At 58.8% G+C, this 16,143-nt stretch carries 12 protein-coding genes; 5 read left to right on the top strand and 7 right to left on the bottom strand.

Going from position 1 to position 16,143, the window contains the following annotated elements; translation table 11 throughout:
• The first annotated feature begins 35 nt into the window (after positions 1–35).
• Positions 36–1,052: a magnesium/cobalt transporter CorA gene (gene corA, locus AC1DMY_RS01960; protein WP_477163354.1), complete on the top strand. Its 1,017-nt coding sequence runs from the start codon at positions 36–38 to the stop codon at positions 1,050–1,052.
• Positions 1,053–1,141: 89 nt separating this feature from the next.
• Here corA and AC1DMY_RS01955 read toward each other — a convergent pair whose 3' ends face one another.
• Complete coding sequence (locus tag AC1DMY_RS01955; RefSeq protein ID WP_477163353.1) at positions 1,142–3,220, bottom strand: dipeptidyl-peptidase 5; 2,079 nt, start codon at positions 3,218–3,220, stop codon at positions 1,142–1,144.
• Between the two features lie 564 nt (positions 3,221–3,784).
• Between AC1DMY_RS01955 and AC1DMY_RS01950 the strand changes: the two genes are divergently transcribed.
• The 4 genes from AC1DMY_RS01950 (at position 3,785) to AC1DMY_RS01935 (ending at position 8,974) form a co-directional block, all read left to right on the top strand.
• Entirely contained in the window at positions 3,785–4,252 is a 468-nt protein-coding gene (locus AC1DMY_RS01950; RefSeq protein WP_477163352.1) for a pilin, read from the top strand.
• Between the two features lie 126 nt (positions 4,253–4,378).
• On the top strand, positions 4,379–4,825 hold the full coding sequence (locus AC1DMY_RS01945; RefSeq protein WP_477163351.1) for a pilin: 447 nt from the start codon (positions 4,379–4,381) through the stop codon (positions 4,823–4,825).
• 70 nt (positions 4,826–4,895) lie between these two features.
• Positions 4,896–6,836, top strand: a complete 1,941-nt coding sequence (locus AC1DMY_RS01940; protein ID WP_477163350.1) for a tetratricopeptide repeat protein — start codon at positions 4,896–4,898, stop codon at positions 6,834–6,836.
• Positions 6,837–7,018: 182 nt separating this feature from the next.
• Entirely contained in the window at positions 7,019–8,974 is a 1,956-nt protein-coding gene (locus tag AC1DMY_RS01935; protein WP_477163349.1) for a tetratricopeptide repeat protein, read from the top strand.
• On the opposite strand, the gene AC1DMY_RS01930 is transcribed toward AC1DMY_RS01935, so the two are convergent.
• The 6 genes from AC1DMY_RS01930 to AC1DMY_RS01905 all read right to left on the bottom strand — a co-directional run bounded on the left by AC1DMY_RS01930 (position 8,950) and on the right by AC1DMY_RS01905 (position 16,073).
• A complete protein-coding gene (locus AC1DMY_RS01930; protein WP_477163348.1) occupies positions 8,950–10,065 on the bottom strand; it encodes a glycosyltransferase family 4 protein in 1,116 nt (371 codons plus the stop codon). The genes AC1DMY_RS01935 and AC1DMY_RS01930 overlap by 25 nt on opposite strands.
• Positions 10,065–11,216 carry a glycosyltransferase family 4 protein gene (locus tag AC1DMY_RS01925; protein ID WP_477163347.1) on the bottom strand — a complete coding sequence of 384 codons (1,152 nt, stop codon included), beginning with the start codon at positions 11,214–11,216 and terminating at the stop codon, positions 10,065–10,067. The genes AC1DMY_RS01930 and AC1DMY_RS01925 overlap by 1 nt, the downstream gene beginning before the upstream one ends.
• Positions 11,209–13,116, bottom strand: a complete 1,908-nt coding sequence (gene asnB / locus AC1DMY_RS01920) for an asparagine synthase (glutamine-hydrolyzing) (RefSeq protein ID WP_477163346.1) — start codon at positions 13,114–13,116, stop codon at positions 11,209–11,211. Before asnB ends, AC1DMY_RS01925 begins: the two co-directional genes overlap by 8 nt.
• 74 nt (positions 13,117–13,190) lie before the next feature.
• Positions 13,191–13,883, bottom strand: coding sequence for a TylF/MycF/NovP-related O-methyltransferase (locus AC1DMY_RS01915; protein ID WP_477163345.1), 693 nt, complete (start codon positions 13,881–13,883; stop codon positions 13,191–13,193).
• Between the two features lie 91 nt (positions 13,884–13,974).
• Positions 13,975–14,763 (bottom strand): class I SAM-dependent methyltransferase, encoded by a 789-nt coding sequence (locus AC1DMY_RS01910; RefSeq protein WP_477163344.1) that lies wholly within the window; start codon positions 14,761–14,763, stop codon positions 13,975–13,977.
• On the bottom strand, positions 14,760–16,073 hold the full coding sequence (locus AC1DMY_RS01905; protein WP_477163343.1) for a lipopolysaccharide biosynthesis protein: 1,314 nt from the start codon (positions 16,071–16,073) through the stop codon (positions 14,760–14,762). Before AC1DMY_RS01905 ends, AC1DMY_RS01910 begins: the two co-directional genes overlap by 4 nt.
• Positions 16,074–16,143 lie beyond the last annotated feature (70 nt).

The following is a 16,143-nucleotide window of genomic DNA, read 5'->3' as shown; positions in this document are numbered from 1 at the left end:
TTGCCCTGTCTTCCATGCCGGCGCATCATTTGCGCATGGATATGACCACTACCAAACCCGCTGACCTCACCCCTACGGCCTCCATGGTCGTCAACTGCGTTGCCTATCGCTTCGACGGGCAACGCATCGGCGACATCGGTGTCGACGACATCAGCGAAGTACTGAAGCAGCCGGACACCTTCGTGTGGGTCGGCCTGCACGAACCCGACGAATCGCTGCTGCACAAACTGCAGGAGGAATTCGACCTGCATGATCTTGCGATCGAAGACGCCCAGGCGGCACACCAGCGCACCAAGATCGAGACCTACGGCGATTCGCTGTTCGTAGTAGTGCAGACCGCGCAATTGGTCAGCGGGCATCTTGCCTTTGGCGAGACGCATGTATTCCTGGGCCAGCGCTATCTGGTGACGGTGCGCCACGGCGCCTCGCTCTCCTACGCTCCCGCCCGGCGCAACTGCGAACACACGCCCGACCTGCTTGCACTGGGGCCGGCCTACGGCCTGTATGGCGTGCTCGACTATATCGTCGACAACCTGCTGCCGATCGTGCGCGACTTCCGCGAGGAGCTGCAGGAGCTGGAGAAGGACATCTTTTCGGACACCTTCCGGCGCAGCACGATCCGACGTCTATACGACATGCAGCGCGACCTGATGACCTTGCGGCTCGCCGTGGCGCCGATGCAGGACATCATCAGCCAGCTGGTGCGACAGCATCCGCAACTCATTCCGGACGAACTGCGCGCGTATTTTCGCGACGTGTACGACCACGTGTTCCGCGTCAACGAGTCGATCAGCGCCATGCGCGAGATGCTCGCCGCCGCCATCAACGTGAACTTGTCGCTGGTCACGTTCGGCCAGAACGAGGTGATGAAGCGCCTCGCCGGCTACGCCGCCATGCTCGCAGCCCCCACCCTGATCACCAGTTGGTACGGCATGAACTTCGCGCATATGCCGGAGCTCAATAAGCCTTGGGCGTACCCCACCATGATCGGGCTGGTGTTGGCCATCGTGACCACGATCTACTTCATCCTCAAGCGCAATCGCTGGCTCTGATCGCGACTTGCCTGCCACCAGCGACCTGCGTTTCGCGCAAAACAAACGGCGGCCCGAAGGCCGCCGTTTTTACGTCTAGAACTCGATCATCACTTGCTGGTGGAAGCCGGGGCGTCCTTGGCCGTCCACTGCTTCAGCCATGCATTGACCGTCTCATGCCACTGCACGCTGTTCTGCGGCTTGAGCACCCAATGGTTCTCGTCCGGGAAGTGCAGCAGCTTGCTCGGGATGCCACGACGCTGCAGGGCCGTGAACGCACCCAGGCCTTGCGTATCGGGAATGCGGAAATCCTTGGCCGAATGCACGACCAGCATCGGCACGCGCCAATCCTTGACGTGGTTGATCGGGTTGAACCTCTCGTAGTTTTCGGGATGGTCGTACTGCGTGCCGCCGTTCTCGCGCTCTTCGAACCAGAGCTCTTCGGTGTCGTAGTACATGGCACGTGCGTCGAACACGCCGTCGTGATCCACCAGGCACTTCCACGGCTGGTTCCACACGCCGGCGATCCAGTAAATCATGTAGCCACCGTAGCTGGCGCCGAGCGCACACGCGCGATCGCCATCAAGGAAGCTGTACTTGGACAGCGCAGCGCTCCAGCCGGCCTTGAGGTCTTCCAGCGGCTTGCCACCCCAGTCACCCGAGATCGCATCGGTGAACGCCTGGCCGTAGCCCGTCGAACCGTGGAAGTTGATGGTGACCACGGCGAAGCCCTGGCCCGCATACGTCTGCGGATTCCAGCGATAGCTCCAGCTATTGTTCATAGCGCCCTGCGGGCCACCGTGGATGATGAAGGCGACCGGATATTTCTTGCCGGCCTTGTAGCCCACCGGCTTTACCACATAGCCCTGCACCGTTTCGTTGTTCCAACCCTTGAAGGTAAAGAACTCCGGCTCGCCCATCTGGGTCTTCTTGAGCTGCTCGGCGTTGTAATGCGTGACCTGCTTGAGGCCCTTGCCCTGCAGGTCGGCGACATAGAGGTCCGCCGAACGCTTCAGGTCGTCGCGCTGCACGAGTAGCGACGATTTGCCAAGCGCATAGCCGCCCACTTCGCCGTTGCTGACGAGCGTGGAGGTCTTGCCGCTGGCCACGTCGACGGCAAACAGCGGGTGCTGCCCGTTGTCGTCGGCGGTGACATAAAGCGTCTTGCCATCGGCCGACACCTGCATGCCGCCGGCGGAACGATCCCAGTTGGGCGCCACTTCGCGCTTCTGCCCGCTGGCCAGATCCAGCGCCATGATGCGGAAGCGATCAGCTTCGGACACCGGCACCTTCATGGCGAGGTAGTAGAGCGTCTTGCCATCCGGCGACGGCACCGGGAACGCATCCCAGGCCAGGTTCTCGGCCGTGAGGTTGCGCGGTGCGGCAGAGCCATCGGCCGGCACGCTATAGACATCGAAATTGGTCGACCACGGCTCGCTGTTGCCCGCGATGCGCGCGTCGAAATACACGGTTTTGCCATCGGGCGAGAAGCTGAACTCGCCGTCGTCACCAAATGGCTTGCTCGGCACATCGCCATCGATGCCACGCGTCAGCAGCACGGGTTGCGCAGCAGGCTGGTCCAGATCGGCGATGTAAAGCTGTGCGCGACGGCCGTCGGACCAGGTGTCCCAATGACGCACGAAGAGCTTGTCGTACACCGTGCCTGAGGCCTTGTCTTTGGCGCGGCCGTCCAGACGCTCCTTGGTGCAGGCCAGATCCGCGCAATCGGTAAACACGCCGAAGGTCAGCAGCGCCTTCTTGCCATCGGGCGAAAGCTTGTAGCTATCGACATCGATCGGCGCGTGCATCACCTGCGTCGCCGTGGCCGATGCGCCCAAGGGGCGACGCCACAACTGCGAGACGCCATCTTTGTCGGCCACGTAATAGATGGCCGAACCATCGGGCGCCCAGCGCGGCGAGGATGCCTTCTCCACCAGCTTGACCGGCGCGCCACCCTTGGCCACGTCAAGCACATAAATCGAAGTGATGCCCTTGTTCGCTGCGTAATCCGTGGCACGCACGGTATAGAGCGCCTGGCGACCATCCGGCGACAACTGCGGATCGCCGACGCGATCCATCATCACCAGATCGCGGATATTGAAGGGGTGGGTACCGTGGTTTTCGACCTCAGCCGCCACGGCAGAGGTACCGGCCAACGCAAGCGCCAGCGCGACAAACAAGGGTTTCATGGGTGGGGTTCCTGGGTGTTGCGAAAGCGCTGACGGTAAGTGTCGGCAGGGGTCTGAGGCAAGGCACGGTGCGGCATGGAGACCTGCTGCAGCAAGGCAAGCAAGCGGGCTACTTACTTTGCCAGGCTCAATCGAAGGACTCTCGCCGCGCCCACCGACAGCCTAAAGGTTGACGAAAGGACCCGGATTTCGTGCATCAAAACCCCAAGGAAGTGACCATCCCGAGCACTTTGAGACGGACGTCTCACAAAGTAACTGACGCGCAACGTCACTTTGTGCCCCGCCTAAGCAGCCAGCCCCTTCGCACCGAGACGGGTTCGACAATCCTGCAAAAAGCCTGACCCAATCAGGTTGCCGCGTCTCGTGACCCTATGCACAATCCACATACCCGCTACCCAGCGGGGACCTGCCAAACGGCACGAGTGGCACATAACGTGCTGCAATTGCCGCGAGCTTCCTGGTCGTTCCAGGCCGCAGTAAGGGGGTCCGTTCCCGCCTAGGGGGAATCGGGACCGGGGCTCAGGGGGCATTACCGGTTAGCTAACCAAAAACAGAGGAACCACCATGAAGAACGTGCAGAAGGGCTTTACCCTGATCGAATTGATGATCGTCGTGGCGATCATCGCGATCCTGGCCGCCATCGCCATCCCGCAGTACCAGAACTACATCACCAAGTCGCAGTTCTCCGAGTCGCAGACCGTGGCTGATGGCATGAAGACGGCCATCTCCGAGTCGTACACGCAGACTGGTCAGTGCCCGACGCTGGGCTCAACCCCGGGCTTCCCGAAGGCTCCGGGAAGCTACTCCGGTAAGTACGTCACCTCGGCCGACATTGCTCCAGGAACTGCCGCCACCGGCACGAAGATGTGCGACATCAAGGTGACCTTCAAGGGCACTGGCTCGGTGTCGAAGCCGCTCATCGGTGCAGTCGCGCTGTTCCAGGGCACCGACAACGGTGGCACCTTCTCTTGGACGTGCACCACGAGCCCGGCTGTCGACAACAAGTATCTGCCGACCGCCTGCCAGCAGTAAGGCTGTACGTACCGCCAAAAAACCCCTCTTTCGAGGGGTTTTTCTATTTGTGAGAACCACATCAAATCCCCTGGTAAATCATGGCGCGGTATTTGCTGCATTAGCAGCACCAACGGGGGACAAACAATGAAGTCAGTGCGGGGTTTTACGCTGATCGAACTTATGATCGTCGTGGCCATTGTGGCGATTCTCGCCTCGTTGTCCTTGTCGATCTACCTGGACTCGGTCTCCAAAGCGCAATTGAGCGAAGCCTTCACCGTCAGTGACGGCGTCAAGACCGACGTGAGCGACTACTTCCTGCAGACCGGCGCCTGCCCTCTGCTTGGAAAATCACCGGGCTTTCCCTCGACCTCGGCAAGCTACGGTGGAAAGTATGTAGCCAGCGTCGACATTACCGGCGGTGGCAACAACAATTGCATTCTCAATGTTGCGATGCGCGGTGCCGGGTCGGTGACCCCGCGCCTGATCGGCAAGACCATTACGCTTACGATGGCGTCGGCGTCGGCGACTGAAACTGTCTGGTCCTGCGCCAGCACGGCAGATCCAAAATACCTTCCGCAAACTTGCCGATAAGCCGGCGAGAGCAACCGCGTGGCGCCCGGATCGCCATTCATTTCATAAACTTCGGGCCATGTCCCTCGCTATGCAGATCAATCGCTATCAGTGGCTTATGGCTGCTGTGCTTGCTGGCTGCGCATGCCTGTATTGGCCTGCGCTCCACGGCCCCTTTCTTTTCGACGATTTTCCCAATCTTGACGCCTTGACCAGCATCGACCACTTGTCGAGCTGGCGAGACCTGGGCATCTATCTATCGCAGCCGCGCAGCCTGCCCGGCCGTCCTGTGGCCATGCTGAGCTTCCTGTTGCAGCGAGCTGATTGGCCGGACAACCCGTTTCCATTCAAACTGGTCAACCTGGGCCTGCACCTGCTATGTGGCGCGCTTCTTTATACGCTCGTATTCAGGGTTGCACGCGCCGCGCCAGCCGCTTCGCGCGACGCGCAGACACCATCCAGCCAAGCGCATCTCGCGGCATTGCTGGCCACCACCGGCTGGCTGGTGAATCCCATCCAGCTGTCGGGCGTTGTGCTGGTCGTGCAACGCATGACGCTGTTAATGGCAATGTTTGTGCTGTTGGGCCTACTGGCCTATCTCAAGGGCCTGCTGGGAACGCAGCTGTCGCAGCGCCAGCGTGGAATATGGGTCTTCCTGGGCCTTGGCGCCTGCACGGTATTGGCATTCCTCAGCAAGGAAAACGGCATCCTTCTGCCCGTCTGTGCGCTGGCGCTGGACGCGACACTACTGAGATGCCGCGTCAAGCAGCTACCTGCGTCACTCCAATGGCTAAGGCGCCTTTTGATCTGGCCGGTGGTGGGGTTTGTGGTCGGCTATCTGCTGTGGGCCGCCGTCGTGTCCTGGGGACAACATGGCGGTCGCGACTTCACGGTGGGTGAGCGCTTGCTTACCGAGCCTCGCGTTATCGCGAGCTACTTGGGTCAGATTTTCGTTCCACGATTCGGTATCTACGGCCTATACCACGATGGATTTGCCGTATCTCGCTCGCTTCTTTCCCCGCCCACGACTGCGCTTTGCCTGGGTTTATTGCTCAGCGTAGCAGGCGTCGCCCTGGGAATGCGCCGCCGCTGGCCCCTGTTCGCGATGGCAGTTGCCTGGTATCTCGGCGGGCAGCTCCTTGAAAGCTCGACCATCATGCTCGAGCTTTACTTTGAGCATCGCAACTACGTACCGCTGATGGGCGTCATGATGGCGATAGGCATAGCCATTTCGCGCGTCGACGACCTTCGTCGCCGAACACTGTGCGTCATTGTCGCGTGCATTTGGCTGCTGGCCTGCGGTTTTACCACTGCCCTCAGCAGTCGAATTTATGCATCGGACGACACTTTGGCCTATACCTGGGCTCGAACCGAGCCCAACTCTGTTCGAGCACAGGTCTACCTCGCGGAGCGTCTCTTCAAGCACAAGAAACTGGATGCAGCGCTTGATGTGCTCAATGCCGCAGCATCCATCAACCCAAGCAACGCCGGACTTGCTGAAAACCGAATCCATGTCTTGTGCGTCCAGCGAAACCTAACGGGCAGCGACATGGAGCAGCTGAATGCCATTTTGGCAACTGCACCGTTTGATCGCGGCGGCTTCGACAATATGGAACCGCTGCGCGAGCTGTCCGATATAGGGCAGTGCCCTGCCTTAAGTCCCGCCTCGTGGCTAACAGCTGTAGATATCCTCTTGAAGAATCCAGCCTATTTCGGCGAGCCAGCAGCGGCCGGCTTTCTTCACTACCAGAAGCACTACTGGGCCGTGAAGCAGGGCGACCTGGCGATGACCCTGGGCGAGTTGGACGCGACCTTTCGCATCGATCCCGACTCCAACATTCCTCGCCTGAAGGCCAAGTATCTCGTTAGCGCCGGTCTATACGATCAAGCGATCGCAGTCCTGCAAAGCGTCGACTATTCGCGGCGCCCTTTATTGCGCCGCCTACTCGTAGACGACAAGGACATCGACGCAACGAATATCGAAGCGATAAGGAAAGCAAAGCTGGCTTCAGCCTCACACCCCCAGCCCTGAGCAGGCGGCGCCAATACGCCCGCTGACGCTCCGAACCACACGAGCTTTGCGCGAGTCGACGGTGCGACGATGCCTGGTCGGGAACTCACACGCCCGACGCGGTAAGCTCATGCACTCGAATCCTCCCTGATGAGCCAGCCGTGGCGCACAACTTCTTTCGATGGCGGCCAAGCACATGTGTAGTGGCACTGGCCCTAGTGGTCACTGCAATGGTCTATTGGCCCGGCCTGTACGGCGGATGGCTATTCGATGATTATCCAAATATCGTCGACAATCACGGCGTTCAGCCCAGTGAAGTAAGCCTGCCATCGCTTGTGCAAGTTGCACTCTCCTCACCGGCAAGCGACTTCAAGCGACCACTAGCCTCGCTGAGCTTTGCGTTCAACTATCTTGTTGGCGGACTGAATCCGTTCGGTTGGAAGCTGCTCAATCTGCTTATTCACCTGCTAAACGGCATCGGCGTCTACATACTGGCAAAGCAGCTCCTCCTGCTCGCCATGCAAGGTCCGGGGGCGACTGCCGGGCCCTGGACATCTACCGCGGCACGACCCAACGGCGCGGCGAAACAAGACCAAGGCATCGGCTACGGCGTTATCGCTGCATTGATAGCAGCTGCTTGGCTCCTATTGCCGATCAACCTGACGGCCGTGCTTTATGTGGTGCAGCGTGAGGAAAGTCTTGCCAACCTATTCGTACTGCTTGGCCTCATCGCGTATGTCTCAGGAAGACAACGCATGCTGGCTTCTGCGACGGGCTGGCCGTTTCTACAGTGTGTGGCGAGCCTGGTGCTGCCGGTCGCCCTGGGCATCCTGGCCAAGGAAACGGTCGTCATGCTTCCCTTGTACGCCTTGTTGGTCGAATGGATCATTTTCGGATTTAGGAGCCCGACGCCCATAAAGGCGGATAGTCGCATCGTCATGCTCTTTGCAATCGTTCTGGTTGTTCCACTCGCCTGTGGCGCGATCTGGCTGGGACCGAAGCTACTTAGCGCCGATACGTGGGCGACACGCAACTTCACACTTGGCACCCGCCTTTTGAGCGAGACCCGGGCCGTTTGCAATTACATGGCGTGGGTCCTGTTTCCCACATCCGGCAGCTTGTCGTTCTATCACGACGAATTTGCCGTATCGAGAGGTCTGTTCTCGCCATGGACCACCGTGCCCAGCCTGTTACTCCTTGCGGGACTGACATGGCTTGCATACTCATCGCGCCATCGTCGGCCTCTGATTGCCCTGGGTATCGGCCTGTACTTGAGCAGCCACTTGCTCACCGGGACTGTCTTGCCATTGGAGCTGGTCTACGAGCACCGCAACTACTTCGGCAGCCTTGGCTTGCTATTGGCAGTGGTGCCTGCACTGACTACGCCTGCGACAGCTTTTGCTCCGCTCCGTCGATGGCTACTTGGTCTGTTGTTCATCAACTGGATTGGCCTAACGGTATACACCGCCATTGCCTGGGGTGACCCGTTGCGACTTGCCCAGGAACTTGCCAATCGCGCACCGGATTCACCGCGAGCCCAATACGAACTCGGGCGCACCTACATTATCTATTCCCGCTATGACCCTGCATCGCCGTTCACGAGACTGGCCTATGCACCACTTGAACGTGCCGCTGCCATGCCCGAATCTTCAATCCTGCCTCAGCAGGCACTGATCTTTATGAATTCGCGCATGCATCTTCCGCAAAAAGACCTGTGGTGGGACACGATGGTCGCCAAGCTCAAGAGTCGCCCACCTGGAGTGCAAGACGAAAGCTCGCTCGTGGCACTGACCCAATGCGCCAAAGATGCCAGCTGCGCATTGAGCAATGATCGAATGACTGAGGCCTTTCAAGCAGCCCTCGACCACCCCAACAATAGCGGCCGACTCCTTGCTACCTACAGCGACTACGCCTGGAATCTGCAAGGCAACCATGCGCTCGGAGAACGCATGATAGAGGCCGCGCTGAAGTCCAATCCGAAGGAAGCAGCGTATCGCATCACGCAAATACGCATGTTGGTGGCCATGGGGAAATACGAGCAAGCGCGCGATTCATTGAACGTTTTGCAAACGTTGAATATCGGAGGCCATCTGGACGCCCATATCGCAGAGCTTCGCACACTGCTATCGCAGCATCAGACCGACGCTGGGCCGGTCTGAAATTTCTCAATTGCCTCTTGCAGTATCGCTTCCAGTCGAACCGCCAGTTCGCTCCAACGAAGCGCCGTTGACGAGGGTGCTCGTGACGGGGCGTCGAGCTGTTGCTCGAGCCGCTGAGCCAGTGCGAGCGCATCCCCGGACACATAGAGATTGGCTTGGTCCAACATGATCGCGGCATCGCCCACGGCGGCGGCGACCATAGGTAGCCCGCACGCAGCCATTTCGACCAGCTTCTGCGGGTGACAGGCCCGGCCAAAGGCGCTGTCGCGGTTGCATACCACCCCAACATCCAATGCGGAGTAGATCCATGGGACTCGGTCGTGGGCCAACAAGCCCAAGTCGATAACTCCAGCATCCCTGGCCATGAAAGCGGCGGTGTTGCGATCGCGCGGCCCTGCCAGCACGAGTCGGACATTCGGACGGCGCTGCCGCAAAAGCGCGAACGCGTGCAGCAAGTCATCGATGCCGCGGGAGGCATCCAGAGCGCCGGCCGTTCCTATCAGAGCCGCATCCAACGGCAGGCCAAGTTGACGTCTTGCCTCGTCCTTAGGAGCGCGGACAGAGAAGCCTTCCGGCACACCGTTACCGACGACCGCCATGGGGCCCACGCCAGGTATTCGCACCTTGATGGTTTCCGCGAGGGTCTGACTCACCACGCTCAAGGCAGCTGCCTTTGCGCAGGCTTGGCGAAATGGTCCGACAAGCCCCAGCGCAGAGGTCAACCTGAAAGATTCGTAGTCGTCGTAGAGATCCACGACCACCGGAATGTCATTTTTTCGGCCCTGGCGGCCACCCTCAACAACATGCAATACGTCCGAGCTCGGCCAAAGCACGTCCGGACGCATGCACGCTATAAGGTGTCGTAGTTTCTGCCGGTAGCCGAACGGGGAACGAAAAGCGTCAATCGAATGCCAGTCAACCCGTTCTTCTACGCGAGAACTATTCCCCTTCGGCCGATAGGAGGCGGCGAGCACGGTCACTTCATGCCCGCGTGAAGCAAGCGCCACGGGCAATTCGAACAAGCGGCCATAGCGGTCATCGAGCAAATCCTTGCCCGTATATTGGCGCTTGCATAGCACCAGCACTCTCATCAGAGACCGTCCATTTTCGCGCTCGTGCGCAAAAGCTCCAAATTGGCAGCCGCAATGCGGTCCATTGCAAATTGATCCTCGATCAGGGCGCGTGCGCGGCGCCCTCTGTTCAATAGCTCTTCGTCACCGGCATCGAACATGGCTCTGAGTGCGGCAAGAAGAGACTCCCTGGACTCCGGCTCGGCAATCCAGCCGATGCCACCTTCCAGATAAACGTCGATCCCTCCGCAACGCGTACACAGCACTGGCAGGCCCGCTTCCATGGCTTCGAGCGCAGAATTGGACATGCCTTCATAACGAGACGGCAAGACAAAGACGTCAGCCCCGAGCAATCGCTCGCGAACTTCACTTATTGCAACGGCCGGATGAAACGCCACGCAATCCTCCAACTCGCGATCCCTGACCAATTGGACGAGGTCTCGTAGCAACTCGCCATCACCATACAAGTCAAGGGTGAATTGACGACCCTCCCTACGGCAGACCGCCAACGCCTCGATCAACACATCAACACCCTTCTGTAGGTTTAGACGTCCTGTCCAAACCAATCGCCTTACCGTAAGAACACTCTTCCGATCTGGCTCGGGCTGCAGAGGAATGCCATTTGGGATATGACTGAAACGCGGCCTGGTGATGAAGAGTGAAGCCAGGTCGGCTGCAATGTCCACATTGATCAGGTTGATGGCTTGCACATGGCGATCGATCAGACGACACCAGAGTCGCCATCCAGGCACTGAGCGCAGGAAAGTAGCATCACCATGTCCTCTTGCGTTGATTGGACAAGCAACAATCGGCAAACGGCACCACCTGATCGCTTTCATGAGCACGAGACTCAATAAGCCATCGCCCATGCCACGGCAATAGACGACATCCACTGTGTGGCGTTTTTGCCGAACCAGCGCGGCCAACGAGATCAGGTAGCCCAATGCGCGTCCGGCGCGTCCGCCACGCGCCCACGCCCTCAGGTGATGTGTCCTGACGCTATGGTTTCCCAGCACCTGCAGTCCGCTGGGAATGCGGTGGCCTGCGACTTCAACGTGTGCGCCCGCACTTAACCAGGCGGTGGTCAACCGCGCGATCTGGTTCTCAGCCCCTCCGAGCACATAAGGTGGAAGGTTACCGATAACCAAAATTCGCAAAGGTTGATCAGCCATAGCGACGGTTCCAAGATAGGAACATCAGCACCGACCACAAGGCGTAGCCAAAGTCAGCCCGACCAGCGACGTGGTCTTGAAGCATTCTTCGCACCGCCGCCATGTCGATCAAATCCTCTTCCGGCAACCTAGCAGACGAAAGTAGCTCGGCCGCCCAAGGACGCAGGGGGCCGCGAAGCCAGCTCGCGATGGGCACATCGAAACCTTGTTTGCGTCGTTTCGACACTTCAGGCAATCGTCGGCCAAGGAGACGGCGCAACAAAAGCTTGCCTACACCCCCGTGCGCAAGCCAGTTCTCGGGCATGCGCCATGCAAGGGCAAGCAGATGCGGGTCAAGCATCGGCACTCTCAACTCCAAGGCAACTGCCATGCTCGCCCGGTCCAGCTTCGTATGAATGCCCTCTGGCAGACCCATGCGCTGGTCGAGATATCGCATGCGCTGCCCTGGCTCCATCAATGCAGTGGGAACCTTCGGCCAAGCAATGGCCATACCTCGATGCCACGAAGCCCGATCAACCGCAATAGCATCAGGAAAGAGCAGCAAACGAGCGTAATAGTCATCGCTGTTGGCGGCGGGAACACGTGATGCCTGACGCCGGAGCATCTGCGCAAATCGCCCCCCTCCCGCAAGGCGCGCCATCGTTTCTAGACCTAGCGCCGACACTCGGCGCCCCCATGGCGGAAGACGACCCAGCGTGTGCCAGTTCTGCTCAGCATCTAGGTAGCGCTGATAACCATGGAACAGTTCATCTCCGCCATCGCCAGTCAATGCTACGGTCACTTGCCGTCGGGCAGCCTCACATACCAATAGTGCGGGCAATTGTGCAGCGTCTGCAAAAGGTTCGTCGTACACGTCAGGCAACCGAGCCACGAGATCTAACGCACTAGCCGAAGGCAATCTTATTTCCTGATGATCGGTCCCCAGCAAACGCGCGGTAGTACGAGCTTGACTCGATTCATCGATCTCATCGTCGTCAAAGCCGACGGTAAAAGTTCGCACGGGGAAGGCGGACTGGCTTTGCATACTGGCAACTACGAGGCTCGAGTCGACACCACCGGAAAGCAGCGCACCAACAGGGACATCGGCCACCATCCGCAAGCCAACGGCCTCATCAAGAGAGTTTTGCAAGGCGTCCAAAGCTTCCTGCTCGGAACCACTCCAAGGCCTGGCGTCTAAGACCAATTCCTCCAAATTCCAGTAGTGCTGAAGTCGCTCGGCAAAACTTTCAATGGAAGGTACTGTTGCAGCGTCTTCAATACGAAGCCGCAACAAGCTTGCGGCCGGCATCTTGTAAATACCTGGGTGGATGCTCCAGGGAGCGGGAACATAACCAAGCCGCAACATCAGAGCCAGAGCAGATGGCTCAATCGCGTGGCGCCATTTAGGGTGGCAACGCAATGCGCGTAGTTCCGATGCAAATGCTATATCGCCCCCGATCCAGCCTACATATAGAGGCTTTTCTCCGGTGCGATCTCGTGCCAACACGAGCTCCCGCTGCGCCTTGTCCCACAGCGCAACAGCGAACATGCCGTTGCTACGCCGCAGCGCGCCCTCAATGCCCCAGAACTCTATGGCATTAAGCAAAACCTCCGTATCGGAGTGGCCACGCCATTCATCACAACCAGCGGCAACCAATTCCTTCCGCAACGCTTCGTGATTGTAGATTTCACCATTGAACGAGATCGAAAACCGATGGTCGCGAGAGTGCATCGGCTGCGAACCGGCTGTCGATAGATCGACAATGGCGAGCCTGCGATGAGCGAGCCCTATGCCAAAACCCGGATCAATCCATGCGCCTGCGTCGTCGGGGCCGCGGTGCGCTAATGCATCACCCATCGCCCGCAACGTTTGTGCTGAGTTGGCCCAGGTTGAGCCCAAGACTCCTGCTATGCCGCACATGCCAAGCTATCCGTCAGATGGAAAATGATTCGCCAACGCGGTGCAAGCGAAAACAGCTCGAGTTCCCCCGGCGATCAGGGCTTCACAAACTGGCGACCCGAATAGTCGATTCGGTGGAGAAGAACGGGTATTCCATGTGCTGACAAATACTCATCCGTCGCCTTCCTGGCTCCTTCCCAGTGGCCATAGTCATCGATCGTCACGACCCCCAAACGAGACACCAACGGGAATAGATGATTTAGTTCATGAATAGTTGAAGCGTACCAGTCAGTATCGAGTCGCAAGTAAGCAATCGATCCAGGCGAAGCATCCGGCAAGGTCTCCTCCACCGGTCCAACAACGTATTGCACGAGCTCCACTGGATATCCGGTGGATTCGACGTTTCGCCGCACTTCGTCGACACGAGCCTCACACCACCGCCCGCCCACCTTTTGCAAGGAAGCCTTGTCAAACACTGGCCGCGCAGCTTTGCCCTCCAGATCACGATCAATCTCTTCGGGTTCGGTCATGCCCTCAAACGTATCGAAGAGCAAGATCTGCCTTTTGGCCTGCAAGTGCCGCAACGTAAGCGCCGCGGCCATCATTTGACCGCCTTTCCATACGCCGCACTCCACGATAGCGCCAGGAACGGCATGGCGCTCAATGTACTCAACAGCCCCAATGGTCGCGAGAATTCGCTCCACGCCCGTCATTGTGAATGGACGAACACGCTCGACGATCGCCACTTGCCAAGCAGGAATATCAGGCAGCCGATTCGATTCCCGCATCGCACGTAACGTTCGGATCCAACGCCTAACCATTATTTAGACTCCTTCAATGGGCGCGCGATAACTATCGATGCTTCCATCGCTATACGGATTAGCCAAGTGCATGAGGGGTCAGCACGTACACTCGGCAAGCCGAACCTAAATATCTCGCGATAACCATCCGCCAAGATATGGGTATTCGGTCGGCCAGGAGCATGCAGCCAGTATAGAACAGGCCTGCCGGATAGCTGCTCTCCACTCGGAAACCCGCCGCTGCAAATGTTGCGCACCACCAGCTCTCCGAATAGTAGAGATGCTCCGTCAAAGTCATTCCACGTTCGCCATGACGCCCCGGCCAGAGCATCGTCCACCAAGGTTTGACTAGCGACTGCACGGCTGAGCGGGAATCATCGAGCGGCTGGACATTTCGATGGTGATGCTTGCGCTGACGCCCTCCCAGGAGCTGCACTGCTCGCAGAGCTAGCCATGGATAATGGCAAATCGTTGTCCACCATCTCCAGGCTGGTGTGGGCAAGATGTGGATCGCCACGCCTCCGTTGGCTAACACACGCTGACACTCATGCAGAAGTGCCTGAACTTCTTTAACGTGCTCCAGCACGTTCGAGCTGAAAATGACGTCGATGGAAGCATCACCCAGTGGCAACACGCTTCCATCGTAGTCGAGCACGGGATAAACACGCTCCGACGCATAGTCACTGACAGGTAAGTCAACGGCTGTTACTTGATAGCCCCGCGATTGCAGCTGTGCCGCCTGATGTCCCGTACCTGCGCCAATATCCAATACTCGAACATCGGCCGGCACCTTGGCCACACGAGAGAACTCAGGCAGGGCTCTTTTGAGTTCAAATTCACGCAAAGAGTGCAGATAGTCGTTATTCATGCCAGCTCCCGCTTACACCACATCAACCCGCAAAGTACGCGCCCCCATGCGAGCGTCGCCAGTACGATCTCAGCTGTGAGAAGCGCTTCAACGGCACCACTCAATCCAGACTCAGGGATCCGCCACGCAGCCACAATGAGCATGCAGACCAACGCCAGAAGTTCAAAGGCGAAACGCCAGCGCTTCCAGCCAAATCCAAGTAAGACGTTAGTTCCCAAAGTGCGAACACAATAGAGCGGCACGTACACTGCAAGCATTCTTACCGCTGCTTGCGCGCCAACAAAGCTCGCGCCTAGTAGCCATGGAACGAGATCTGCGGACGACCAAACCAGTATCCCCATGACGATACCGTACCCCCCCGTTGCAGCGGCCAAGGCCACCAGCAGGGGGACGCTAGCCTCTCGCCTTTTTGCGCCAGCTCTGAACAGATGGGGCATCGCAGCCATCATCAGCGAGTCCACCGGTAAGGCTGCAACGCTTACAAAACGGTATGCCGCCACATAGCGGCCAGCCATGGCATCGCCGCCCCAGCGCAACGCGAAGGACTTATCCAAAGTGCTCAGCGCGAGCCCACTAGCCTGCACTGCCGAAAAACCCAACCCAGCCCAAACATCTCCCCAGCGGAGTACTTCTCTGGTTTGCGAAATATCGAGCCTTTTCTTGCAATTCCAGAGCAGCACTGCCGAAGCGACAGCCGTAGCCACGACGTGAAGCCAACCATAGACATCAATGCCGATGTCTCGCGGGAGGGCGTACAACACAAGCACAGCGATGATTCTTGCCAAAGAAAGCAGTACGGGCGCTGCTGCTGCATGCCCCATCTGCCCGTGGGAAGCATAACCATAGGCAATCAACGCCACGACGGGTGCCAGCATCAGTTCCGACAGAGCGATCGCCAACAGCAAAGACCAATCGGTGGTCTGGAACATACCCAGCGCCATCACGAAGAAAAGCGCCGCCAGACCAACACCGGTCATCACCAAGGCTTGCAATGCCTGCCGCCAGCGTGCGGAGAATAAGGTCGGATCGCGCGCCGTGTCCTGATACATCCGCAAGCCCAGCCCCAGCCCGACGAAACCGCTCATCGCCAGTGCCAGGGATGCAATGCCTGAAAATGTTCCGTAGCTCGATGCGCCGAGCCTTCTGGCGAGCAATAGCACCCAGACAAGCTGGGCGGCCAGCCTGGCACCGCTCCAGAACATGACGGAAACGGAACTTTTGGCCAGGGTTCCAAAACGCAAGCGCCCCAGCCACGGCAGCGCGCGCAAGATCGCGGCTGGAAAAAATTCCCTGCGGTTATCGCCTTGCATGCTGCACCATCTTGGCGACGACAAGCCTTGCTGAACATACGGTGGTGGATCCGGTGGCAATGACACTGCC

This window comes from Dyella sp. 01L423 (genome assembly GCF_056399945.1).
The sequence above is the reverse complement of the archived record's forward strand: the minus strand, read 5'-3'. Positions and strand labels throughout refer to the sequence as shown.